Consider the following 21,637-nt stretch of genomic DNA (forward strand, 5'->3'; position numbering starts at 1 on the left):
AAAACAAGCAAGATTTTGAGGGCGAAAGTGACATTTTTTAGACGCTAAAAAGGACATAATAACTAATTTTCCTGCTCATATAAAGCATCTGAAAAAATTGGGCGTTTTTTGGACGCGCATTTGTTATACTGCAAGCAAGGGGAAGCTGGGCGGCTCCAGACTTCCACAGAGGAAGACTTTACGATTTGAGGAGGTAATTAGAATGAGCTTTGAAACCATCGAAAATGTCCTGACAATCAATACAGACGCGGTGATGACGGTTGCACTTGCGGCGGTGCTGCTGTTGGTTGGCTACTTTGTGAAAAGTAAATTGAAATTCCTGGTCAAGTATTGCATCCCCGCACCAGTGGTGGGCGGTTTCCTATTCATGTTTATTACATTTATCGGGCATCTGACCAAAACGTTCTCTTTCTCGTTTGATTCTTACTTTCAGGCACCGTTTATGCTTGCGTTCTTTACTACGGTAGGGCTGGGGGCCAGCTTTAAACTGCTGAAAAAAGGCGGCCTTTTACTTATTATCTATTGGCTCGTCGCAGGCGTGATTTCTGTTTTCCAGAACATCATCGGTATTGGCGTGGGCAAACTGGTCGGGCTGGAAACTCCCTACGCACTTCTTTCCAGCGCGATTTCGATGATTGGCGGACACGGTGCAGCAACCGCTTACGGCACAACTTTTGCTGAGATGGGCTATGCACCGGCACCGCTGGTCGGCGTGGCAGCTGCAACCTTTGGTCTAATCAGCGCAGTTCTCGTTGGCGGCCCGGTAGGGCGGCGCCTCATCGTCAAATACAACTTGAAACCCGATGAAAGTGCAGACTTTGATGCCGACATCAACTCTATCAATGCTGCGGCGGCAGAAAAACTCAGCGGCCTTGATATTATGAAAAACGTCACAGCTATTTTGGTTTGCATGGCAGTTGGCACCATGGTTTCCGGCTGGATTGGCAAACTCATCAACATGAGCTTCCCCACCTATGTCGGCGCAATGTTTATCGCCGTTATTCTTCGTAACCTCAACGAAAAATTCCACTTCTATAAATTCGATTTTGCATTGGTAGACGGTATCGGCGAAGTGATGCTTTCGCTCTATCTCTCGATTGCACTTATGACGCTGAAACTTTGGGAACTTGCAGGCCTCATCGGCGGCGTACTTATCGTTCTTATCTGCCAGGTTACTTTTATGGTGCTGGTCAGCTACTTTATCGTGTTCCGCATCCTTGGCAAAAACTACGATGCAGCGGTTATGTGCGCTGGTTTGTGCGGCCATGGCCTGGGCGCAACCCCGTCCGCTATTGTTAACATGACAGCGGTAAACGAGCAATACGGCATGTCTCGCCGTGCCATGATGATTGTTCCCATCGTTGGCGCATTTTTGGTCGACATTATTTATCAGCCGCAGACCATTTGGTTCATCAAAACTTTTGTACAAGGATTTGTAGGCTAATCTGGTAAGGCGATTGCTTTCTGGTTTATTGTTGTAATAATTATTTTAGGAGGAAATTTGAAATGGCAAAACTGGTAGAATGTATCCCTAATTTTAGTGAAGGCCGCAATCAGGCCGTTATCGACGGATTAGCAGACGTGGCAAAAAGCGTACCGGGCTGCACCTTAATGGATGTACAGTCGGATGCGACGCATAACCGCTGCGTATTTACGTTGGTTGGCTCACCGGAAGGCATTGAAGAAGTTGCATTCCAGCTTTGCAAAAAAGCTGCGGAAACAATTGATATGACAAAGCACGAGGGGGCACATCCCCGTATGGGCGCCACCGATGTCATTCCGTTTGTGCCTACCGTTGGCATGACCGTGGCAGAGTGCGTGGAAATCTCCAAGCGCGTTGCACAGCGGATTTGGGAAGAACTGAAAATCCCCAGCTTCCTCTACGAAGATTCTGCAGCTAGCCCAGACCGTGTCAACCTTGCAAGTGTACGCAAAGGCCAGTTTGAGGGCATGCCGGAAAAACTGTTGCAACCCGAGTGGGCGCCAGATTACGGCGAGCGCAAAATGCATCCCACCGCAGGTATCACCGCCATTGGCGCACGTATGCCTTTGGTTGCGTTTAACGTCAACCTTGGAACCTCTGATGTGCAGGTTGCTAAAAATATTGCAAAAGTGATTCGTGGTTCTTCCGGCGGCTTTAAATACTGCAAAGCTATTGGCTTGCTGCTGGAAGACCGCAATGTAGCACAGGTTTCGATGAACATGGTCAACTACGAAGGAACACCGCTGTATCGCGTATTTGAGGTAATCCGTGCCGAAGCAGAGCGCTGGGGCGTACCTATTATTGGCAGCGAGCTGGTTGGACTTACCCCAGCGAAAGCCCTGGTTGACTGCGCTGAGTATTATCTGAAAATCGAAAACTTTGACTATCACAAGCAGGTCATGGAGAATCATCTGATTGGCTAACTACAGACAAAGGAGTAGAAAAAATGAAACTTGTCGAGTATACCGTGCGTGGATTTGCTGATTTGATGGCCTCCTCGGAACCTGCACCGGGTGGTGGCTCTGCTGCTGCCTTACAGGGGGCTTTGGGCACGGCGCTTACCGCAATGGTGTGTGCGCTGACGGTAGGAAAGAAAAAATATGCAGAGCATGAAGAGCTGGCGCGCGAAAGCGAGCAGAAAGCAAATGCGCTGCGTGTACAGTACCTGGATGTAATTGATCGAGATACCGAAGCTTTCAATGGGGTGAGTGCTGTTTTTGCCATGCCAAAAGCGACCGAAGAAGAAAAAATGGCACGCACCGCAGCATTACAAGAGGCACTGAAAGCATGCACTAAGACCCCTTATGAAATGATGGAGCTTGCGTTGCGCGCGCTGGAGCTGACTTCAGAGCTGGTAGGTAAAAGCAATGCGAGCGCTGCAAGTGATCTTGGATGTGCAGCACTTAGTCTGAAAGCTGCAATTCAGGGAGCCTGGCTGAATGTTCTGATTAACATAGGCGGCATCAAAGACGAAGCATTTACCAGCGAGTACCGCAAAAATGGCGAACAGTTGCTGGAGAAAGCTTTGCCGCTGGCCGATAACATTTATCAGCAAGTGCTGGATTCTCTATAAAACTTACTGCAAGAAAGGAGTGCTTTGCATGGCGTCTGTCCTTCACAAAATTACGCCGGAAGATTTTGCGGTAAGCAACTGGAGCGGCGGTACCACAACGCAGCTTGCTATAGGTCCTGCCGAAGCTGTTTATGCAGACCGCGACTTTTTGTGGCGCATCAGCTCTGCGACAGTGACACTGCCAGAGTCGGACTTTACTCCGCTTAAAGACTATATCCGGTATATTTCACCGCTACAGGGAGAAATGAATCTCTCTCATAATGGTGGTGTAGAACGCTCGCTGGCTCCTTTTGAAATTCACCTTTTTGATGGAGCTGATGCAACCCACGCACGCGGAACCTGCACGGATTTTAACCTGATGCTGCGCAAAGGACGTTGCGAAGGCAGCCTTTGCTGCTTACAAGTGGCAGAAAACGCCGTGTTGCAATTGCCGCAGCAGCTTGTGAGAATATCCAAAAACAAAGTACTGGTTCTTTATTGTGTTTATGGAGAAGGCATGCTCGAAATCGAAGGGCAGGTATGTGCTGTTTCGGATAAAGAAGCGGTTTTGGTTTCTCACTTTTCCGCTTGGCCCAGCTTAAAGTGCAGTAAATCCTCAGCCTTTATGGTGGCAGAGATCGTGCCGCTCTAAAACAACGTATTTATAGTCATCGTTTTACGACTCAGCGACGCCCGTGGGTGGCTGCCTGTGCTACCTACGGGCGTTTTGCATCTAAAAGCGGGCGAAATGAAAAGCGCCTGCAACCAAAAAATTAAAGGAGGCTGTTTTATGAAAACCGATATTGAAATTGCACAGGAAGCAAGTATGCTGCCGATTGGGCAGATTGCAGAAAAGCTTGGTATGAAAGAAAGCGAAATAGAGCCGTATGGGCACACCAAAGCAAAACTGGATCTGCGCGCTATTAAAGATATGCCCTGCAAGGGCAAGCTGGTGCTCGTGACTGCTATTAACCCCACTCCAGCGGGAGAAGGCAAAACAACCACGAGTGTTGGCCTTGCAGATGCACTGAGCCACCTTGGCAAAAAAACAGTACTTTGCCTGCGTGAGCCGTCGCTTGGCCCCGTGTTTGGCGTAAAGGGCGGCGCTGCGGGCGGGGGATATGCCCAAGTTGTGCCGATGGAAGATATCAACCTGCATTTCACAGGCGACTTTCATGCCATCGGCGCTGCCAACAACCTGCTGGCCGCGCTGCTGGATAACCACATTCAGCAGGGTAATGCACTGAATATTGACGTGCGCCGCATTGTATGGAAACGCGTCATGGACATGAATGACCGCGAACTGCGCAATATCATCTGCGGCCTTGGCGGCAAGCCAAACGGCGTGCCCCGTGAGGATGGATTTGACATCACAGTTGCCTCTGAAATCATGGCGGTACTTTGCCTTTCCACCGACCTTGCAGATATGAAGCAGCGACTTGCCAAAATGGTGGTGGCTTATACTTATGACGATAAACCGGTTACCGCGCATGACCTGCATGCGGAAGGTGCTATGACGGCCTTGCTGAAAGATGCAATCAAACCCAACCTCGTGCAAACACTTGAGCATACCCCCGCACTGATTCACGGCGGGCCATTTGCCAACATCGCGCACGGTTGCAACTCAATTTCCGCTACGCAAACCGGCCTGCGCCTTGGCGAGTATGTGGTAACCGAAGCTGGTTTTGGTGCGGATCTCGGTGCAGAAAAGTTTATCGATATCAAATGCCGTGCCGGTGGCTTTGCACCGAGTGCCGTGGTTATCGTCGCAACGGTACGTGCGCTTAAACATCACGGCGGTGTGGCAAAAGCGGACCTCGGCATTGAAAACCTGGATGCTCTTGAAAAAGGCCTGCCGAACCTTTTGCAGCACGTAGAAAATGTGACGACGGTTTTTGGGCTGCCGTGTGTTGTGGCAATCAACGCGTTCCCCACCGACACAGCAACCGAACTGAACCTGGTGGAAGAAAAATGCCGCGCCATGGGCGTGAATGTCGCGCTAAGCGAAGTTTGGGCCAAAGGCGGCAAAGGCGGCGTAGCACTTGCCGAAGAAGTGATTCGTCTTTGTGAGCAGCCCAACGAATTTGCATATTGCTACGATGTGGACGATACCATCGAAGCAAAGCTGAATGCCATTGCGACGCGTATTTACCATGCGGACGGTGTGGTTTTAACTGCCGGCGCAAAAAAACAGATGAAGCAGCTTACCGAGCTGGGGTATGGTAATCTACCCATTTGCATGGCGAAAACACAATATTCTTTCTCGGACGAAGCAAAGCTTTTGGGTGCGCCGCGCGGATTTAAAATTACGGTTCGCAACCTGAAGGTATCTGCCGGTGCGGGCTTCCTGGTTGCCCTAACAGGCGATATTATGACGATGCCTGGTTTGCCAAAAGTGCCTTCTGCGGATAAGATTGACGTTGATGACGAAGGGCGCATCTCCGGATTATTCTAAGTGTTTCTATCAATTAAAGTTCACTGGACAGAGTAGAATCAGCGCGTTAAGTGTCTGCAGATGGGAGGTTGCTGCAGAACGAAAAGGCAAACCACCTTGCGGTGCTGGTTCGCTTCCGCTGCCACGGGCAAGAGCATGCTTCCTGCTGTGGCACCTGTTGCATGGAGGTTTTGCAATGAAAAAATTAGACATTAAACTGCTGACAACCCTGAGCTTATTAATCGCATCCCAGATTGTACTGTCTCGGTTTTGTTCGGTTTCTGCGTGGAATTTTAAAATAGGGTTCAGCTTTGTACCGGTGGTTATCGCAGCAATTTTATATGGGGCAAAGGCAGCTGCCGCAGTAGCAGGGATAGGCGATTTTATTGGCGCTGTGCTAATTCCCATCGGGCCATATTTTCCCGGTTTTACGCTGACAGCAATGCTGTGTGGCGTTTGCTTTGGCCTGTTGCTGCACAAAGTCCAAACGCCGTTACGAATGTTTACGGCAGTTACTGCCACACAGCTTGCGGGCAGCTTACTGCTGAATTCACTCTGGATATCAATGCTGTATGGCACACCGTATATAGTGCTGTTGGGAACCCGCATTTTGCAATGTGCTGTGGTAGCCCCGGTGCAGTTTTTGACCATTAGCTTGCTGGCAAAACTGCTAGTGCGATACCGGCAGCAAGTTATCGCATAAAAGAAAGCCGCCGGACGACCGATTGCGTCTGGCGGCTTTTCTTTTATATAGTATCACAAATGTGTTTCTAACACCTGATCCATCGAAAACTCATCAATTTGCAGATAGTATTGGGCGCAGTCGATGAGCGCCTGCATTGGCACAATGCCGACTATTTCGCTGCCCATCACCCTTGCGCCATAGCGCCGGGCCTCCATTTTTACTGCTTCAAACACGCTGTATAAAGCACTTTGAGTGTAATCTGTAAGATTCATAGTTACCTGCGCGAAATCGTGCTCATCCAGTGAGATACCCATGGCTTTGACATAGTGATAACCGCCATTGATGCTACGCACACGCTGGCTGATTTTGCGGGCAACTTCAACGTTTGGGGTATCAAGGTTGATGTTAAAGCAAACCAGTGGCATACGTGCGCCAACTGCGGTGGCACCGCCGGTCGGGTGCGGTTTCTCTGGGCCGAAATCCGGCTTCCAGCGCGCATCTTTCATTTTTTCGGAAAGACCTTCAAACTGCCCCTTGCGAATTGCTGAAATTTCAGCACGATAAGCGGCGCAAGCGGATTTTTCGTATAAGTAAACAGGCTGTGCAAAGCGTTCTGCAATGGCTTGGGCGGTAGCCCGGGCGATTTCGTCTGCATCCTGAATGGTGCAGCCTTTCACCGGAATAAAAGGGATGACATCGGCGCAGCCAATGCGTGGATGTGCGCCTTCGTGGTGGTTCATGTCGATAAGCTGCTGCGCAGTACCAACAGCTTCGATGACAGCGGCTTTCAAGGCTTCCGGCTCGCCCAAAACAGTAACGACACATCGGTTATGGTCTGCGTCGGTAGAGTAATCCAGCAGTTTTACACCAGGCTTGGCGCGGAACGCGTTGACGATTTGCTCTACCTTTTGCAGGTCGCGGCCTTCACTGAAATTCGGCACGCACTCCATCACTTTTTTTGCAGCGTCCAAAAAAACAACCTCCCTTACAATTGCATCTCTTAACGAAATATTTACAAGTTCATTATACCCTGCAACCGGAAGGGGCGCAAGCGAAGAAATAACCGTGCTCGACAAAATTTGCAGCAAACGCTATACTAAATAAAATGAGCTTTCAGGAGGGTTTTGCATGCTGAAGATCTCTCTGTTAAAAACGCCAAGCATAGAACTGGACGGGCGGTTAATCGTTTTTCCGTACCGTCGGGCGGAGGCGCTTTTTTATTATATGTTGGTGCAGCGCAGCGCAACGCGACAAGAGCTGATTGACCTTTTGTGGGAAAGCCATGACGAAGCTGCAGGCCTGAAAAATCTGCGCAATACGCTTTACACAATTAAAAAGGTATTGGGAGGAGAATTCCTGCTTTCACCACAAAAATCGGTGATTATCGTGAACCCGGAATGGGTGTACGAATGTGATTATGATAAATTCACAAGAGAACAAAACACCGATTCTTATGAAGGTCTGTTTTTAAAAGGGTTTGCCGTAAAGCAGGCGTTTTCTTACGAAGAATGGCTTAGCAGCACACGTGACCGTTTGCGTAACCAGTATTTGCAAAGGGTGGGGGCGTGTGCGCGTCAAGCATTCGAAGAAAAAGCATTTGAGCAAGCGGTAAGCTGGGCAGAAATATATCAGCAAGAAGACCCGCTAAACGAAGATGTTTGTGTGTTTTTGATGCAGCTTTGGCGGCAAATGCGGCAGTATCCGAAGTCAGCGCAGATTTATCAACATTTTAAAGAACTTATGTGTGAAGAAATGGGCGCTGAGCCTATGGAGAGCACAACGCTGCTTTACTATGAGGTAATGAATGAGTGGAATGAAACTACGCAACCGACGCAAGAACGAAAACTGCCCGTTTTAATTGGGCGAGAAGGCCTTTTTGGCACTCTTTGTGACGCAGCAGCGGCCTTTGTTTCAGGCACTTCCCGACATTGCTCTCAACTTGTAGTGGGCGAAATGGGTACCAGCAAAAGTGAGATTATCGACAAGGTGCTGCACAATGTGGACCTGAGTTCTGCGTTGGTAGTGCGGGCGGCTTGTTTGCAGGCAGAGAAAACGGTGCCGCTAGCGCTGTGGAACAAGGTGTTGCTGCCCATTGCAAAGACGGTGCAAAGTGAGAATTTATTGCTGCCAGAACCGATGCAAGCCCGGCTGGAACAGACTTTCTTTAGCTTTAAAAAAGAGAAAAGCCCGAATGGTTTTTTGCCAGACCGCGGGTGGCGACATCTAGACCAATCTTTAAAAGAAAGTGTGCTTTATTTAATTTCTGTATTGGTACGGCGTCGCAAGCTGCTTTTTGTGTTTGAAGATTTACAATGGATTGACGAAGATAGCCTTCTGCTCGCGGAAGAACTGCTGCGCGGATTTGCGGCGGAAAATGTGATGATGCTGCTGAGCAGCAGAAGCCATAGCAGTCGCAAAACGGAAGAATTTTTAGAAAGCGCAGTAGCGGATGGCCTGCTATTGCGTCATCGACTGATGCCGCTGACCAAAACTCAAACGGCAGCGCTGCTGGAAAACGAGCTTGGCCAAGAGGTGGCAACCCAGCTGCAAGCACAATTTTATGAAGAAACCAGCGGCAACTTGTTTTTACTTACGGAATTAATCCGAGCTTATCAGCGTAGCAAAAGCGTAACCCAAACGTTGCAAGCTTTAAACGACATTTTGCTGGAAAGGCTTAACGGCTTGGATGACAATGCCTTACACATGGCAGAAATGCTTGCGGTTTTTGGACAGGATGCCCCTTGCCGGATACTGCTGCAGCTCGTTGGTAAAGAAAATGGCAGCCTTGCGCAAGGTCTGGAAACGTTATTGCAGGAAGGCTTAATTGAAGAGTACAATTCAAGTGACGATATTGCTTATGGATTTTCGCACGAGCGTATTCGACGATTGGTGTACGACAGATTGAATTATTTTCAAAGAACTCCTTTGCACCACCAGATTGCAGAGCTTTTGTGCGAAGCAAAATTGCCGGAGAATAGCAACACCTGCCGCCGCGCGGCATGGCATTTTGAACGCGCCGGAGAACCACTGCGCGCACTCGCTTGCCAAGTGCGGGCTTTAAACCAGGAAAGCGCGCGCAGCTGTGAAGCTTTTCCGCTGTATACAGGAGATCCAGCGCCTTTTGTGCCGGCAGCACAAATAGAGCAAGAGTTGCATCATATTTCAGAAAAATTTGCCCACTTGCGGCAGACTGAAAAAAATGCACAGGTTATAGAAAGTCTGAAAAATGAGCTGATTTTGATTAGAGGACGCCTTGCGCTTTTTTATGGCAATTGGGAAGAAGGGGCCGAGCTACTGGGTGCATTGAGCGCAGCAGGGCGTGAGCGTGAACATTCTGTGATGGTTCATGCCTGCTACTTGCTGGCAGTATCAGCACTGTACCAGCAATCTGCAAGTCAGGCAGAGCGCTACACTATGGCTGGTATGCGGCTACTGCAAAAAGACCATAACCCTGCGCTTGCAGCACAGTTCCAGCGATTGCGGGGTGCTTGCTTTTGCTTGCGGGGAGAATACGAAAAAAGCAGTTATTATTACCTGGAAGCAATTGATGCGCTAAAAGCACTGCCGGATACGCCAGCCATGCGGGTGCAGATGGCAGCTGCACATGGCGACTACGGAAGACTTTGCCGCCAAAAGCAAGACTACGCCACGGCCTGTACCCATTTCAAGAAAAGCATTGCACTGCTTGACACCAAAAATTGGCCTGGTGCCGTATCGATTTTGGTACATTATGGGCGTGCTGCATTTTTAATGGAGGACCACCTGCATGCAAGTGAACTTTTTGAGCAAGCTTACCGGCAGGCGCGGATAACAGGCGAGATTTGGGGACGAACCGCAGCGGCTGCTTTTTGCGCCTATTATCGCGCAGAAAATGGACAGGAAGAGGAGGCTGCCAAAGCACTGACAGAGGCACAGGAATGTGACAAAAAATTCAGCTCCCCGTTGGAAGGTGGAATATTGTGCTTTGTTTGCACCATGCTACGAAAAAAAATAGAACAGGTTCCAGGCCCCCGCAGCGCGTTGCAACCGTTATTGCCTTTTTCGGCAGCGAGTTACGCGCGGCAAGGCATACGCCGCTTAGAGGGCATTACAGATGTTGCCGAAACGCAGCTTTTGAGTAGATGTCTGCGAGATGGCATTACTGGACAGCAGCGATTCCGAGCCTCTGAACTTTACAGCAAAAACAAGCACTTTATGACAGAATAATCTACGGGTTCATAGACAGCGTGTGCGCCGAGCAACTTGTAGAAACAAAAAGCCTTTGCCGACTTTATTGTCTTGGCAAAGGCTTTTTGTAATTGATTGAACCTTGAGCGGCCATGCTGCCCAGTACCGAGCGTTGTGACCTGATTTAGAATATGTTCGCAGGGAAGATACCATTGCAGAGCAAAAAATATTTTCAGCGAAGCAGACGTTGAGCAAACCGGGTTTTGCTCAACCCACAGATTGCTCGGTTTACCTAGTAATCAAAAGCCATTATCCTAAAGAAAAAGCCGTCGGTTTGCGTAAAAGAAAACCGACGGCTTGTAAATGAATTTATTTTTTGTGGGTAGCGGGGTTTTAGGGAGTACCAGAAAGCAGTTGCTGTGCCGTTTGAAATGCGCCATACAGCCCGGCTGTGTTGCCCAGCTGTGCGGCTGTTATTTGTGCAGATTCAAAGCCGGGAATTGCCAATGCTTTCACCCGCTTTTCGACCTCGGTAATAACATAAGGCTGCTCCAGCACACCTCCGCCGAGCACCAGCATCGGAACGTTGAAGAGAGCCAGCAGACTCAGTAACCCGGCAGCAACTTCGTCAATCCACCTGTCTACTATAACGCGCACGGCAGGCTCCTCTAGTCGTGCAAAAACCGCTCGACCATTGACCAGGGAATTGTCCAGCGCCTTTGCAGAAGCAACCAGCGCAGTTGCGGACGCAAACCGCTCATAGGTGCCCGCAAAAGGGTCGCCGGCACGCAGTGCTTGAGGACAGGTGACAAGGCCGCCAATCAACACATTGGCAGAGCCGCCGGTGCCGTAGTAGGGCTTGCCACCAAGCACTACGCCGCCGCCAACGCCTGTTCCATAGGTGACGCAAATGTAATCGGCCACCCCTTTGGCAGCACCGCAAACGCCTTCTCCCAGTGCGGCTGCATAAGCGTCGTTGATAACGGCGCACGGTACATTGAATTTTTTGTTAAAATATCCGCGCAGGTCAGCACCGGTGTAGCCTGGTAAATTTGCATTGGCATAGCGTATGGTTCCGGTCGGCACATCTACCTGCCCAGCAGTGCTGATGCCGATTGCATCAAAGGGGATGAATTGCGCTAAAAGCGTAGCTGCGCGGTGTAACACTGCGCTGGCGCCTTGAGCCGCCAAAGTATCTGTTTCTTGTTGTTCGGTCAGATGCCCGTCTACAAAAAGGCCCGCTTTAATCCGGGTTCCGCCGATGTCTAATACTGCGATACGTTCTTGCTTCATTGGAGTGCCGCCACAAATTTTTGCGTAATTTGCATGGGGCGTGTGATTGCACCGCCTACTACCACGGTGAGCACGCCAAGGTCCATTGCGTGGCGAAGCTGTGCAGGGGTACCGATATTACCCTCTGCCACCACGGGTTTGCCACACTCGCGCACGAGGTCTGCAATCATGCCATAGGGCGGCAGCTCGCAGCCACTGGTATACGGGGTATAGCTTGCCATTGTTGTACCAATCAAATCAAAGCCCATTGCGGCAGCTGCCATGCCATCTTGAAAATCGGCGCAGTCGGCCATGAAGAGCTGCTCGGGGTATTTGGCGCGCACTTCGCCGAAAAAGTCGGCAAGGCTGCGTCCACCCGGGCGCACGCGGCGGGTCGCATCCAGTGCGATAATCTCTACGCCGCATTCGACAAGTGCATCCACCTCTGTCATAGTAGGTGTAATATAAACATCCGGATGGTCCGGATAGACTTCTTTGATGATACCGATGATGGGCAGGTCTACGGTTTTGCGAATTTCGGTAATGTCAGCCACCGTATTTGCACGAATGCCGACGGCACCGCCAAGAAAAGCAGCGTATGCCATGCGAGACATGATATAAGAGCTATGGAGCGGCTCGTTTGGCAAAGCCTGGCAGGATACTACCAGCCCACCCTGCAAACGGTCTAACACGGCTTTATTTTTATCAGTCATAAAAAATCATCCATTCCGCCGCTTCGCGTCGGCACAAATTTTAATAAAAGTGCGCATCTTACCACGCGAAGCAAAAGAAGGATAAGATGATTTTCGTGCATCGGGCGGGAGCGAGCAAAGCGAGCGAATCGCCCTGCACATCCGCCGGAGGCTTCGTGTGAAAAAACGCTCACACGAAATCCCTTTTGCCTTATTGTAGCTACGAAGGGCAGGCACTTGCAAGCTTTGCGAAGCCCTTACAGCAAAGTTTGTATGCTTCCACAATAAATGAAAATAAATTTTATGTAAATATAACTATTGAAAATAATTTTCTGAAACAAGCAAAAGAAACGCCGGGTCTTCCGGCGTTAAACAAGCGATCAAATTGTTGATGTGAGTCCGTCTTTTTCAAAAATAGGTTCCATCCATAGCGAGCACAGAAAAGCCCATACCACCGGCATGAAAAAGATTGGCAGCCAGTAGCGCCAGCAAAGCCAAAGGCCACCCAATGTTACGATAAGCGTCAGCAATGTAGCAGGCAACCGGGCGAGTGTGAGACGGGCAGCGTTTAAATTTAGCTCGGCAAAGCGCATAGGAAAACGGGAACAAAGGGGAAACTGCCAGCAGACCACGCCAGCGGGGATAAGCAGCAGAATGCAAAAAATAATCAGCTGCAACAGTGCTGCACGGTGCCCGGCGAGCGCCATGAGTAATAGTATCTGAGCCCCAAAAAGCAGCCCGGCCCAAAGCAGTGCCCAGCATACTGAAGAAAGCGCAGTGGTGCGGAAAGACGCACGAAAAGTGCGGAAAAAATTTCGAAATGCGCCCGGTTCACGAGGCTTTACATAGTGCAGCACACTATCGTACAAAGCGGCAGTAGCCGCCCCTGCTGTAACCACAGGCAGCGAGCTGAACGCCCACAGCAGGCTGAGGCCCAGAATATCCGTTGCCCAGGCCACCCAGCGAAAAAAAGTGTTGTTAGGGTCAAATATCTGCATAGTTCACCTTAAAAAACGCTGCAAGTATGCAGCGGCAGGGGAGAAGAAAGTCTCCCGGAATCCGTAATAATTGCCCAAAGCAGCAAAGAAGCGGTGAGCCGCAACGCAACCTATTCTGTATCAAGTACTGCTTAGGTGACGCCATTATAGCATTTGCGGCCAAAAATGTCACGAGAGGAAAAACAAAACATCGAAAACAGCTGTATTGAAAAAAATTTTCATGTATGCTATACTGAACGCGCAAAAAGCAGAGCAATAGTAAGAAAAAGGCTGAAAGAAAGGGTGGCGAAGCAATGCCGGACAGCAACGTGTTTACCAGAATCAGCAATAGCTACTACCAACTGACCTCGTCAGAAAAAAAGGTGGCGGATTATGTTGTCGTGCAGCAGCAAAAGGTGCAATACCTGTCAATTTCAGAGCTGGCCGTAGCCTGCGGCGTTGCTGATGCGACGATCTCGCGGTTTTGCCGACAGATTGGCTACCGGGGCTATAATGCGTTTAAGCTTGCAATTGCCAAAGCCACCGTGGTGCGCCATGGCACACCGGGCCTGCTCTCTGGTGAGGTGATGCCGGAGGATAGCATTCCGGATATGTGTCACAAACTGTATACCGCGGCAGTAGAAACCCTGGCGCAAACCCGTGAGCTGATTCAGCCAGAAGCAATCCGCAAAGCAGCGGATGTGCTGCTGGCAGCAAATACGGTTCTTTGCATGGGGCAGGGCGGTACCATGATTATGGCGGAAGAGGCAGCAAATCTATTCTCCACGGCGTTTAGAGGCTTTTTTCCGGTGCGAGACTCGCACATGCAAGGCATGGCTGCCACCCATTTAACCGACAAGGACGCAGTGCTTTATTTTTCCTATTCGGGTGCAACGCGTGACTTAATAGAGCTGCTGCCTGTGGCGCGCCAACGGGGAACCACCTTTATTTTGGTTACTCGCTTTCCAAATTCTCCGGGTGCTGCGGGGGCAGACATTGTGCTGCAGTGCGGCTCGAACGAAAACCCCTTACAACTGGGGAGCGCTGCCGCCCGTATTTCGCAAATTTATCTGCTGGATATTTTAATGTCAGAGATGTGCCGCAGAGATATGGAGTGCTGTAAAATCCATCGCCAAGAGATTGCAGATGTTCTTTCAGAAAAGCATATATAAAAAACAGCAGCTACCTTAACCGGTAGCTGCTGTTTTTTGGCGAAAAATGCGTAAAAAATTAGCATGACAAAAAACATTTTGGTCAAAGTGCAATAAAAAATTTAGGTTTTTGAAAAGAAATACCAAAAATTATTAAATATAAAAATTTTTTTCAGAATCTTATTGACAAACCACCCGGTTTGTCGATACAATCACGACAGAGAGATTCGCCACGCGGCGAAAACTTTGGAGAAGAATTAAGATTTAAAAGGAGGAAATCCCATGAAAAAATTTATTGCACTCGCACTTAGCGCGCTCATGGCAATGTCTGCTTTCGCGGGTTGCGGCAGCAGCTCATCCAGTGCCCCTGCCGGCAGCACGGCGGCCTCGTCCGCAGCGGCGCAGCCGGTCAAGCTAACCTGGTGGACATTCCCCACATTTGGTACAGATGGCGTTTACGCACAAAAGGTAGCGGATGCCTTCACGGCAAAAAACCCCGAAATTACTATCGAGCTAGTCACCATTGATTTTACCAGCGGCCCCGAGGCACTGGCTTCCGCCATTGAGGGCGGCACAGCTCCCGATATTTTGTTCGACGCACCGGGCCGCATTATCGAGTACGGCCGCGCAGGCAAATTGGTTGCACTTGATGATATGTTTAATGCGGATTTTGTAAAGGATGTAAACAACGAAGAATTGCTGAATGCCTGCAAAGCAGACGGCACCGCTTACATGTATCCTCTGTCTTCCGCTCCGTTCTACATGGGGCTGAACAAAGAGATGCTCGAAAAGGCTGACGCACTGCAATATGTCAACCTCGAAGGCGACCGCACCTGGACGACGGAAAACTTTGTGAAAATGTGCGAAGCACTGCGTGATGCAGGCGTGGCACAAACCCCCGGCATCGTTTACTGTGGCGCACAGGGCGGTGACCAAGGCACTCGTGCCCTTGTCAACAACCTGTATTCTTCCACTATTATTGATAAAGATGGCAAATGGAATATTGACGAAAACGGCATCAAAGCCCTGACGCTTCTTCAGGACATGGTGGAAAACAAGAGCCTCGACGCAGGCATGTCTTATGCAGCAGCAGACGCCTTGCAGGAGTTCCAGGCAGAAACCAGCGCAACGACCTTCTGCTGGGGCACTTCCGACTCTAAAAACTATGCTTCTGAAGATTACACCGCAATCTCGGTTCCGTTCCCCTCTGAGGACGGCGTACCGGTGCTTGAGTACCTTGTCAACGGCTTCTGCGTATTTGATAATGGTGATGCCGCTAAGGTAGACGCAGCTAAAAAATTCCTGCAGTTTGCTTGCGATGATTCCGAGTGGGGCCCCCAGAGTGTGAAACAGACCGGTGCATTCCCGGTTCGCGCCTCCTTTGGCAACCTGTATGAAGGCAATGAAGAAATGGTGCTTCTTTCCAACTGGACGAAGTACTACGGCGATTACTATAACACCGCTCCGGGCTTTGCAAATATGCGTGTTGAGTGGTGGAACATGCTGCAGCGCATCTTCCAGGGCGGCGATGTAGCAACTGAGGTGCAAACCTACATTACCAATTCCAATAAAAGCTAGTTTTAGCCAAAAACCATAATTGAAACGAAAAAACAGCCTCCTCCCTCAATTGCGGGGGAGGGGGCTGTTTTACTCCTAAAGGAGGGTGTGTTATGGCGCATTCCGTCGCCGCAAAAAGTAGGGCAATCCGACGCAGAGAAACGATGGTGGCCTATTTGTTTTTGCTGCCTGCGCTTGCTGTTTTTGCCTGCTTTGTCATTACGCCAATGGTGATGGGGTTTGTCACCAGTTTTACCAACTCGCATTTAGGGGGCAGCGAATTTGTCGGGTTTGATAATTACATACGCCTCTTTCAAGACCCCAAGTTTTTGCGCTCCGCCTGGAACACCATTTTCATCGTACTCATCGCGGTTCCGGCCGTTACGGCTTTTTCCTTGTGGGTGAGTACGGCAATCTACCGGATGCACGCGACAGTGCGCTCCTTCTTTCGCTGTGTTTTTTACCTGCCTGTTGTTACCGGCTCTGTCGCGGTAGTTGTGGTATGGAAATGGATGTTCAATACCTATAACGGACTATTTAACCACGTCGGCACATCTATGGGCCTGCTTGAAAAAGGCATCGACTGGCTGGGTAACTCTACCACCGCAATCTGGTGCATTCTAATTATCCTATTTACCACCTCTATTGGGCAGCCCATTGTGCTGTATGTTGCGGCACTCGGCAATGTTGATCAATCGCTGGTAGAGGCAGCAGAGGTGGATGGCGCAACGAACCATCAAACTTTTTGGAAAATTAAATGGCCGTCGATTATGCCAACTACACTTTATATTGTCGTAATCACAACCATCAACTCGTTCCAGTGCTTTGCACTGATTCAGCTGCTCACCTCCGGGGGGCCAAACTATCACACCAGTACCGTCATGTACCTGCTGTATGAAACCGCATTTAAAACCTACCAGTATGGCTATGCCGATGCAATGGGTGTTATTCTGGCTCTCGTCATCGCCCTGTTCAGCGCTTTGCAGTTCAAGGTGATGAAGGGCGGAACCACAGAATAAGGAGAGAAGACAATGAAAATAAATAAAAAATCCCCCTATTTTATGGTTTGCGTCGTGTTGCTTATTGTGCTTGCAATTTTGTTTATGTTTCCACTGTACTGGATTATAACCGGTTCTGTGAAAGAAAAAAGCGATATTCTGCTAAAGGCAGGAGAGGCAATTCAATGGTGGCCTCGTGCAGCAACCAGTGTTAACTATGAAAAGCTGTTTAATATGCAGGTCACCTGGGAATTGTTCGGCTCCTCATTTCGGTTGCCAGCCGCTATTAAATGGCTGTATAACAGCGTTTTCATTTCGGTTATGGCAATGTTGCTTACCTGCGTAACGGCGTCGCTTGCAGGATATGTGTTGGCGAAAAAGAATTTTTATGGCAAGGCTATCATTTTCGGGCTGTTTGTCTGTGCAATGGCATTGCCCAAACAGGTCATTCTCATTCCGCTCGTTACCCTTGCCAAAACGCTTGGCCTTTCTGAATCGGCCTGGTCGGTTATTTTCCCGGTGGTGGGCTGGCCTTTCGGCGTGTTTTTGATGAAACAATTTTCTGAAACAATACCCACCTCCTTGCTGGAAGCGGCGCGCATTGACGGCGCAGGGGAGCTTCGCACGTTTTGGGACGTGGTTGTTCCCATTATCAAACCAGGTATCGGTGCCCTCGCCATCTTTACGTTTATTAATGCGTGGAATGAGTACCCGCTGCAACTGGTGATGCTGCACAAAACAGAGGTGAAAACCATTGCGCTTGGCATTGCAGGCTTGCAGGCAGAGATGTCTACCGATTATGGCCTAATTATGGCAGGTGCCGCGCTGGGCGCAATTCCGATTATTGTTGTCTTTTTGGTGTTCCAAAAGTATTTTACCCAAGGCATTACCATGGGTGCGGTTAAGGGCTAAAGAAAAAAGCGGGATACTTTGCCCGTGTGTGAATTAAGGAGAAGAAAATGAATTATGAGAAATATCGGGGCGTTTTCCCCGCATTTTATGCCTGCTATGATGAGGCGGGCAAGGTAAGTGCTGCGCGGGTAAAACAGCTGGCGCGCTATCTGCTGGAAAAAGGCGTTCAGGGGCTATATGTGGGCGGCTCTTCCGGGGAATGTATTTACCAAAGCGTGGAAGAACGCAAACAGGTGTTGCAGGCAGTGATGGAAGAAGTGGGCGGCAAGATGACGATAATTGCCCACGTTGCTTGCAACAACACCGCAGATAGCCAGCTGCTGGCTGCCCATGCCGAAGCGCTCGGCGTGGACGCCATTGCGTCAATCCCGCCGATTTATTTTCACCTGCCGGAAGATGATATTGCAAAATATTGGAATGACATTTCGGATGCCGCGCCCAATACCCCCTTCGTTATCTACAATATTCCGCAGCTTGCGGGGGTTAGCCTAAGCGTATCCCTTTTGCGTAAAATGAAGCAAAACCCGCGTTTGCTCGGCGTCAAAAACTCCTCCATGCCGGTGCAGGATATCCAGATGTGGCATGATGAAGAGGTGCTGGTTTTCAATGGCCCCGACGAGCAGATGCTTTCTGGCCTTGCCGCAGGTGCGTGCGGTGGAATTGGCGGCACCTATGCGGTAATGCCAGAGCTGTTTTTGGGAATTTACGCGCTTTATCACAAAGGCGAAATGGAAAAAGCGCGGGTGATTCAAAACGAGGTCTGCCGTATTATTTACCATGTGTTTTCCGCAGACTGCAACTTGTATGCTGTGATGAAGGAAGTGCTGCGCCAGCATGGTGGCCCCGATATCGGTGATGTGCGTGCCCCGCTTGCCGGGCTGACCGAAAAAGGTCGCGTAGTTGCAAAAGAAAGTGCAGAGATGATTGCTGCGGCAATCCGCGAGCTGCTTTAAGCAGAGGCCAGCGGCAGAAAGGAAAGAGCAGCAACATGAGAATCTACGAAGTAGCGGACTACCAGGAAATGAGCCGCTGTGCCGCAAATTTAATTTCTGCACAGGTTCTTTTAAATCCGCGCTCGGTATTGGGGCTTGCCACGGGTTCCACCCCGGTGGGTATTTACAGTCAGCTTATCGAGTGGTATCGCAAAGGAGATTTAAGCTTTGCAGAAGTACAAACGGTAAATTTGGATGAGTACCACGGCCTTGCGCCGGACCATCCACAGAGTTACCGGAATTTTATGCAGCAAAATCTGTTTGACCATATCGATATTTTGCCGCAGCAGACACATGTGCCGAACGGCCTTGCCAAAGATGCGGCCAAAGAGTGCGCTCGCTACGAAGCACTGATTGCATCTCTTGGCGGTATTGATTTGCAGCTTTTAGGGCTGGGGCATAATGGGCATATCGGTTTTAACGAGCCGGCTGCTGCCTTTGCGAAAGAAACCCATCTGGTCGAGTTGACTGAAAGTACCATAGAGGCCAATACCCGCTTTTTTGAGAGCAGAGAATCTATGCCGCGACAGGCGTTTACAATGGGCATTAAGACCATTCTGGGGGCGAAAAAGATTTTGCTCGCAGTATCGGGTAAAGAAAAAGCAGAGGCGGTTTACCGAAGCTTTGCAGGCCCTGTGGAGCCGGGCGTTCCGTGTTCTATTCTGCAATTCCACCCTGACGTGACGCTTGTTGGAGATGCCCCCGCGCTTTCAAAGCTAAAGGCAGCAGGTGTTAGAATCTGCCGTAAGTAACGAAAATTTGGCGCCGACGCGCAGGAGACGGATATGATTTTAGATAACATTGCACACCGCGACAGCTACCGGCAGATGGCAGACCTTACGCAGGTTCTGGAATATATGGCAGAGCAGACTGTTCAAACGATGCCGGAAGCCCCAATGCAGTTGCGTGAGGGTGAAGTGTTTGTAAACCCTGCTCAATTTACCACTAAGCCACTTGAGGAATGCCGGTTTGAATTGCATCGCAACTTTGCAGATGTACATTACATATTGGAGGGCAACGAGACTATTATAGTGGCAGATATTGCTGAAACTGCTGAAACAACGCCTTATAATCAGACGCAAGACATCAGCTTTGCTACATGCACCAAAGGTGTAGTTTGCACTCTGTACCCGGGCGATTTCTTGGTTTGCTTTCCGCAAGACGCACATCGAGTAGGCATTATGCAGAATGCCCCCGCACCTGTGAAAAAACTAATCGGCAAGATTAAAATGTAAAAAAAGTGCGAAGCCTTAAAATGCTTTGTGCTGTATTTGCTCAAAACTATTTTCCTAACCAATAAAACCCGCCAGCATAATGCTGACGGGTTTTATTTTTTGCGGCAGGTAAATCTAAAGCGTTCAGTCCACTTGGTGGAAACCAAAGAGATGCTTTTAGCTTGTGATGTTCACAGCAAAACCACTAGGCGGCTGAAACATGTCTGCAAAAGGAATGCAGAGCTGAAAGCACCCTCCTGGGAAGGCAAAGAGAATTCGCCAACGCGGAAAATGCAAGTATAGGGGACGGGCTTAAGCGGAAGTGCCAAGGCCGAGATAAATTCTGCCCACACGGGCTGTCAGCAGGCTGGTCAAAAACACGCCCTCATCCCCAATCAAGCCCGCAACCTCTTGGGCAGAAAGATGAACGCCGCCTGCGCTCTCACCAAAAAAGGTTACCACATCGCCAATCTGGCACGAGATATCGGTAACATCCACAAAGCACTGATCCATGCAGGTGGAAAGAAGCGGCGCCCGGCAATCTCCAACGAGTACCGGCGCATGTGCAGCTGCCAGTTGAGGACAAAGACCGTCTGCATAGCCCACGCAAACCACCGCAACGCGGGTGGCACGGGGAGCTGTCCAGGCACCGTCGTAGCCGAGTGTTTCGCCGGGGGCTAAGGTGCGAAGATTGGTCACGCTGGATTGCCAGCAGCAGGCTTCTGCAATCGCACCGTGCTCGCCGGGGTGTTTCTGGCTATCCATATAAAGCCGACGACCAATGCGCACGCCGGTGCAGATGGCCTCGTCGAACCATTCGCTTGCCCCACTGTTGCAAATGTGCAAAAGTGGGGGGCAGATACCGGCAGATTTGAGCTGTGCGACACCTCGCTGAAACTCTGCAAACTGGCACATAGTTAAGGGGCTGCCGTATACTTCGCCCTCGGCAAAATGGCTGAATGCCCCGGCTGCTTTAAGATGCGGGCAATTACGCAAAGCCTCAATCAATTTATCCAACTCTTCGCCGGGCAGCACGCCATTTCGGTGCAGACCGGTTTCAATTTTGATTTGTACAGGGAAAGCATTGACCTGCTGGCGGGCACATTCAGCCTCCAACGCGTAGGCGGTGGCCGCAGAAAATAAAGTAAGCCCGATACGATGAGAAACCGCAGCTGCAAGCAGTGGCTGCGGAACACCACCTAACACGAATACTTCGGCATCTTTCAGCCCGGCGCTGCGCAGTAATATCCCTTCGCTTACCTGGGCGACGGCTAAAAAGCTTGCGCCCGAGGCGTACAATGCTTTTGCAACCGGTACCAGTCCTGCACCGTAGGCGTTGCCTTTCAATACCGGAATGCATTGGCAGTGATCCGGCAAAGCGGACTGTATGGTTTTCCAATTAGATGATATTTTATTCAAATCTACTTGCAATAAAGAATTATAATAGGTATTCAAAACTACTTCACGTCCTTTTGTTTTTTGTAATTTTAGAATATATTATCACTTTATGCATAAATAATTCAATATATATTTTAAAAAATAGTGATATTT

19 protein-coding genes and 1 riboswitch are annotated in these 21,637 nt (G+C 49.7%); of the genes, 14 read left to right on the plus strand and 5 right to left on the minus strand.

Going from position 1 to position 21,637, the window contains the following annotated elements; genetic code table 11:
- The first annotated feature begins 202 nt into the window (after positions 1-202).
- The 6 genes from gltS to C1A11_RS08630 all read left to right on the plus strand — a co-directional run bounded on the left by gltS (position 203) and on the right by C1A11_RS08630 (position 6,172).
- Entirely contained in the window at positions 203-1,444 is a 1,242-nt protein-coding gene (gene gltS, locus C1A11_RS08605) for a sodium/glutamate symporter (protein ID WP_102050069.1), read from the plus strand.
- A 62-nt stretch (positions 1,445-1,506) separates the two neighbouring features.
- On the plus strand, positions 1,507-2,406 hold the full coding sequence (gene ftcD / locus C1A11_RS08610) for a glutamate formimidoyltransferase (protein WP_102050070.1): 900 nt from the start codon (positions 1,507-1,509) through the stop codon (positions 2,404-2,406).
- A 23-nt stretch (positions 2,407-2,429) separates the two neighbouring features.
- Entirely contained in the window at positions 2,430-3,056 is a 627-nt protein-coding gene (locus tag C1A11_RS08615; protein ID WP_102050071.1) for a cyclodeaminase/cyclohydrolase family protein, read from the plus strand.
- A 28-nt stretch (positions 3,057-3,084) separates the two neighbouring features.
- Entirely contained in the window at positions 3,085-3,687 is a 603-nt protein-coding gene (locus tag C1A11_RS08620; protein ID WP_180950299.1) for a HutD/Ves family protein, read from the plus strand.
- Positions 3,688-3,825: 138 nt separating this feature from the next.
- Positions 3,826-5,490 carry a formate--tetrahydrofolate ligase gene (locus C1A11_RS08625; RefSeq protein ID WP_102050073.1) on the plus strand — a complete coding sequence of 555 codons (1,665 nt, stop codon included), beginning with the start codon at positions 3,826-3,828 and terminating at the stop codon, positions 5,488-5,490.
- 26 nt (positions 5,491-5,516) lie between these two features.
- Positions 5,517-5,613, plus strand: a riboswitch (THF riboswitch).
- A 52-nt stretch (positions 5,614-5,665) separates the two neighbouring features.
- Positions 5,666-6,172 carry a folate family ECF transporter S component gene (locus tag C1A11_RS08630; protein WP_102050074.1) on the plus strand — a complete coding sequence of 169 codons (507 nt, stop codon included), beginning with the start codon at positions 5,666-5,668 and terminating at the stop codon, positions 6,170-6,172.
- Positions 6,173-6,225: 53 nt separating this feature from the next.
- Here the strand turns inward: C1A11_RS08630 and ftcD (C1A11_RS08635) are convergent, their stop codons facing one another.
- On the minus strand, positions 6,226-7,104 hold the full coding sequence (gene ftcD / locus C1A11_RS08635; RefSeq protein WP_102051049.1) for a glutamate formimidoyltransferase: 879 nt from the start codon (positions 7,102-7,104) through the stop codon (positions 6,226-6,228).
- Between the two features lie 178 nt (positions 7,105-7,282).
- On the opposite strand from ftcD (C1A11_RS08635), the gene C1A11_RS08640 reads away from it, so the two are divergent.
- Complete coding sequence (locus tag C1A11_RS08640) at positions 7,283-10,360, plus strand: ATP-binding protein (RefSeq protein WP_102050075.1); 3,078 nt, start codon at positions 7,283-7,285, stop codon at positions 10,358-10,360.
- A gap of 354 nt (positions 10,361-10,714) precedes the next feature.
- Here the strand turns inward: C1A11_RS08640 and C1A11_RS08645 are convergent, their stop codons facing one another.
- The 3 genes from C1A11_RS08645 to C1A11_RS08655 form a co-directional block, all read right to left on the minus strand.
- Positions 10,715-11,614, minus strand: a complete 900-nt coding sequence (locus tag C1A11_RS08645) for an ROK family protein (protein WP_102050076.1) — start codon at positions 11,612-11,614, stop codon at positions 10,715-10,717.
- On the minus strand, positions 11,611-12,306 hold the full coding sequence (locus tag C1A11_RS08650) for an N-acetylmannosamine-6-phosphate 2-epimerase (protein ID WP_102050077.1): 696 nt from the start codon (positions 12,304-12,306) through the stop codon (positions 11,611-11,613). Before C1A11_RS08650 ends, C1A11_RS08645 begins: the two co-directional genes overlap by 4 nt.
- 359 nt (positions 12,307-12,665) lie before the next feature.
- Positions 12,666-13,283 (minus strand): DUF624 domain-containing protein, encoded by a 618-nt coding sequence (locus C1A11_RS08655; RefSeq protein WP_102050078.1) that lies wholly within the window; start codon positions 13,281-13,283, stop codon positions 12,666-12,668.
- Between the two features lie 293 nt (positions 13,284-13,576).
- Here C1A11_RS08655 and C1A11_RS08660 point away from each other — a divergent pair, with 293 nt between their 5' ends.
- From C1A11_RS08660 to C1A11_RS08690, 7 genes are all read left to right on the plus strand, one after another.
- On the plus strand, positions 13,577-14,434 hold the full coding sequence (locus C1A11_RS08660; protein WP_102050079.1) for a MurR/RpiR family transcriptional regulator: 858 nt from the start codon (positions 13,577-13,579) through the stop codon (positions 14,432-14,434).
- A gap of 261 nt (positions 14,435-14,695) precedes the next feature.
- Positions 14,696-15,991: an ABC transporter substrate-binding protein gene (locus C1A11_RS08665; protein ID WP_102050080.1), complete on the plus strand. Its 1,296-nt coding sequence runs from the start codon at positions 14,696-14,698 to the stop codon at positions 15,989-15,991.
- 92 nt (positions 15,992-16,083) lie between these two features.
- A complete protein-coding gene (locus C1A11_RS08670; RefSeq protein ID WP_102050081.1) occupies positions 16,084-16,989 on the plus strand; it encodes a carbohydrate ABC transporter permease in 906 nt (301 codons plus the stop codon).
- A 12-nt stretch (positions 16,990-17,001) separates the two neighbouring features.
- Positions 17,002-17,880, plus strand: a complete 879-nt coding sequence (locus C1A11_RS08675) for a carbohydrate ABC transporter permease (RefSeq protein WP_102050082.1) — start codon at positions 17,002-17,004, stop codon at positions 17,878-17,880.
- Between the two features lie 47 nt (positions 17,881-17,927).
- Positions 17,928-18,833 carry a dihydrodipicolinate synthase family protein gene (locus C1A11_RS08680; protein WP_102050083.1) on the plus strand — a complete coding sequence of 302 codons (906 nt, stop codon included), beginning with the start codon at positions 17,928-17,930 and terminating at the stop codon, positions 18,831-18,833.
- Between the two features lie 35 nt (positions 18,834-18,868).
- Complete coding sequence (gene nagB / locus C1A11_RS08685) at positions 18,869-19,624, plus strand: glucosamine-6-phosphate deaminase (RefSeq protein ID WP_102050084.1); 756 nt, start codon at positions 18,869-18,871, stop codon at positions 19,622-19,624.
- A 33-nt stretch (positions 19,625-19,657) separates the two neighbouring features.
- Entirely contained in the window at positions 19,658-20,107 is a 450-nt protein-coding gene (locus tag C1A11_RS08690; RefSeq protein ID WP_102050085.1) for a NanQ anomerase/TabA/YiaL family protein, read from the plus strand.
- Between the two features lie 291 nt (positions 20,108-20,398).
- Here the strand turns inward: C1A11_RS08690 and alr are convergent, their stop codons facing one another.
- Positions 20,399-21,541 (minus strand): alanine racemase, encoded by a 1,143-nt coding sequence (gene alr, locus C1A11_RS08700; protein WP_180950300.1) that lies wholly within the window; start codon positions 21,539-21,541, stop codon positions 20,399-20,401.
- Positions 21,542-21,637: the final 96 nt, after the last annotated feature.

This window comes from Pygmaiobacter massiliensis (assembly GCF_900199435.1).
Classification (GTDB): domain Bacteria; phylum Bacillota; class Clostridia; order Oscillospirales; family Ruminococcaceae; genus Pygmaiobacter; species Pygmaiobacter massiliensis.

What these genes read in the sequence shown, in the direction of transcription:
- C1A11_RS08620 (WP_180950299.1), top strand. Translation starts at nt 3,085, where the DNA reads ATGGCGTCTGTCCTTCACAAAATTACGCCGGAAGATTTTGCGGTAAGC.
- C1A11_RS08670 (WP_102050081.1), top strand. Translation starts at nt 16,084, where the DNA reads ATGGCGCATTCCGTCGCCGCAAAAAGTAGGGCAATCCGACGCAGAGAA.
- gltS (WP_102050069.1), top strand. Translation starts at nt 203, where the DNA reads ATGAGCTTTGAAACCATCGAAAATGTCCTGACAATCAATACAGACGCG.
- C1A11_RS08615 (WP_102050071.1), top strand. Translation starts at nt 2,430, where the DNA reads ATGAAACTTGTCGAGTATACCGTGCGTGGATTTGCTGATTTGATGGCC.
- C1A11_RS08655 (WP_102050078.1), bottom strand. Translation starts at nt 13,283, where the DNA reads ATGCAGATATTTGACCCTAACAACACTTTTTTTCGCTGGGTGGCCTGG.
- nagB (WP_102050084.1), top strand. Translation starts at nt 18,869, where the DNA reads ATGAGAATCTACGAAGTAGCGGACTACCAGGAAATGAGCCGCTGTGCC.
- C1A11_RS08645 (WP_102050076.1), bottom strand. Translation starts at nt 11,614, where the DNA reads ATGAAGCAAGAACGTATCGCAGTATTAGACATCGGCGGAACCCGGATT.
- ftcD (WP_102050070.1), top strand. Translation starts at nt 1,507, where the DNA reads ATGGCAAAACTGGTAGAATGTATCCCTAATTTTAGTGAAGGCCGCAAT.
- C1A11_RS08650 (WP_102050077.1), bottom strand. Translation starts at nt 12,306, where the DNA reads ATGACTGATAAAAATAAAGCCGTGTTAGACCGTTTGCAGGGTGGGCTG.
- C1A11_RS08660 (WP_102050079.1), top strand. Translation starts at nt 13,577, where the DNA reads ATGCCGGACAGCAACGTGTTTACCAGAATCAGCAATAGCTACTACCAA.
- ftcD (WP_102051049.1), bottom strand. Translation starts at nt 7,104, where the DNA reads ATGGAGTGCGTGCCGAATTTCAGTGAAGGCCGCGACCTGCAAAAGGTA.
- C1A11_RS08665 (WP_102050080.1), top strand. Translation starts at nt 14,696, where the DNA reads ATGAAAAAATTTATTGCACTCGCACTTAGCGCGCTCATGGCAATGTCT.
- C1A11_RS08680 (WP_102050083.1), top strand. Translation starts at nt 17,928, where the DNA reads ATGAATTATGAGAAATATCGGGGCGTTTTCCCCGCATTTTATGCCTGC.
- C1A11_RS08630 (WP_102050074.1), top strand. Translation starts at nt 5,666, where the DNA reads ATGAAAAAATTAGACATTAAACTGCTGACAACCCTGAGCTTATTAATC.
- C1A11_RS08640 (WP_102050075.1), top strand. Translation starts at nt 7,283, where the DNA reads ATGCTGAAGATCTCTCTGTTAAAAACGCCAAGCATAGAACTGGACGGG.
- C1A11_RS08625 (WP_102050073.1), top strand. Translation starts at nt 3,826, where the DNA reads ATGAAAACCGATATTGAAATTGCACAGGAAGCAAGTATGCTGCCGATT.
- C1A11_RS08690 (WP_102050085.1), top strand. Translation starts at nt 19,658, where the DNA reads ATGATTTTAGATAACATTGCACACCGCGACAGCTACCGGCAGATGGCA.
- C1A11_RS08675 (WP_102050082.1), top strand. Translation starts at nt 17,002, where the DNA reads ATGAAAATAAATAAAAAATCCCCCTATTTTATGGTTTGCGTCGTGTTG.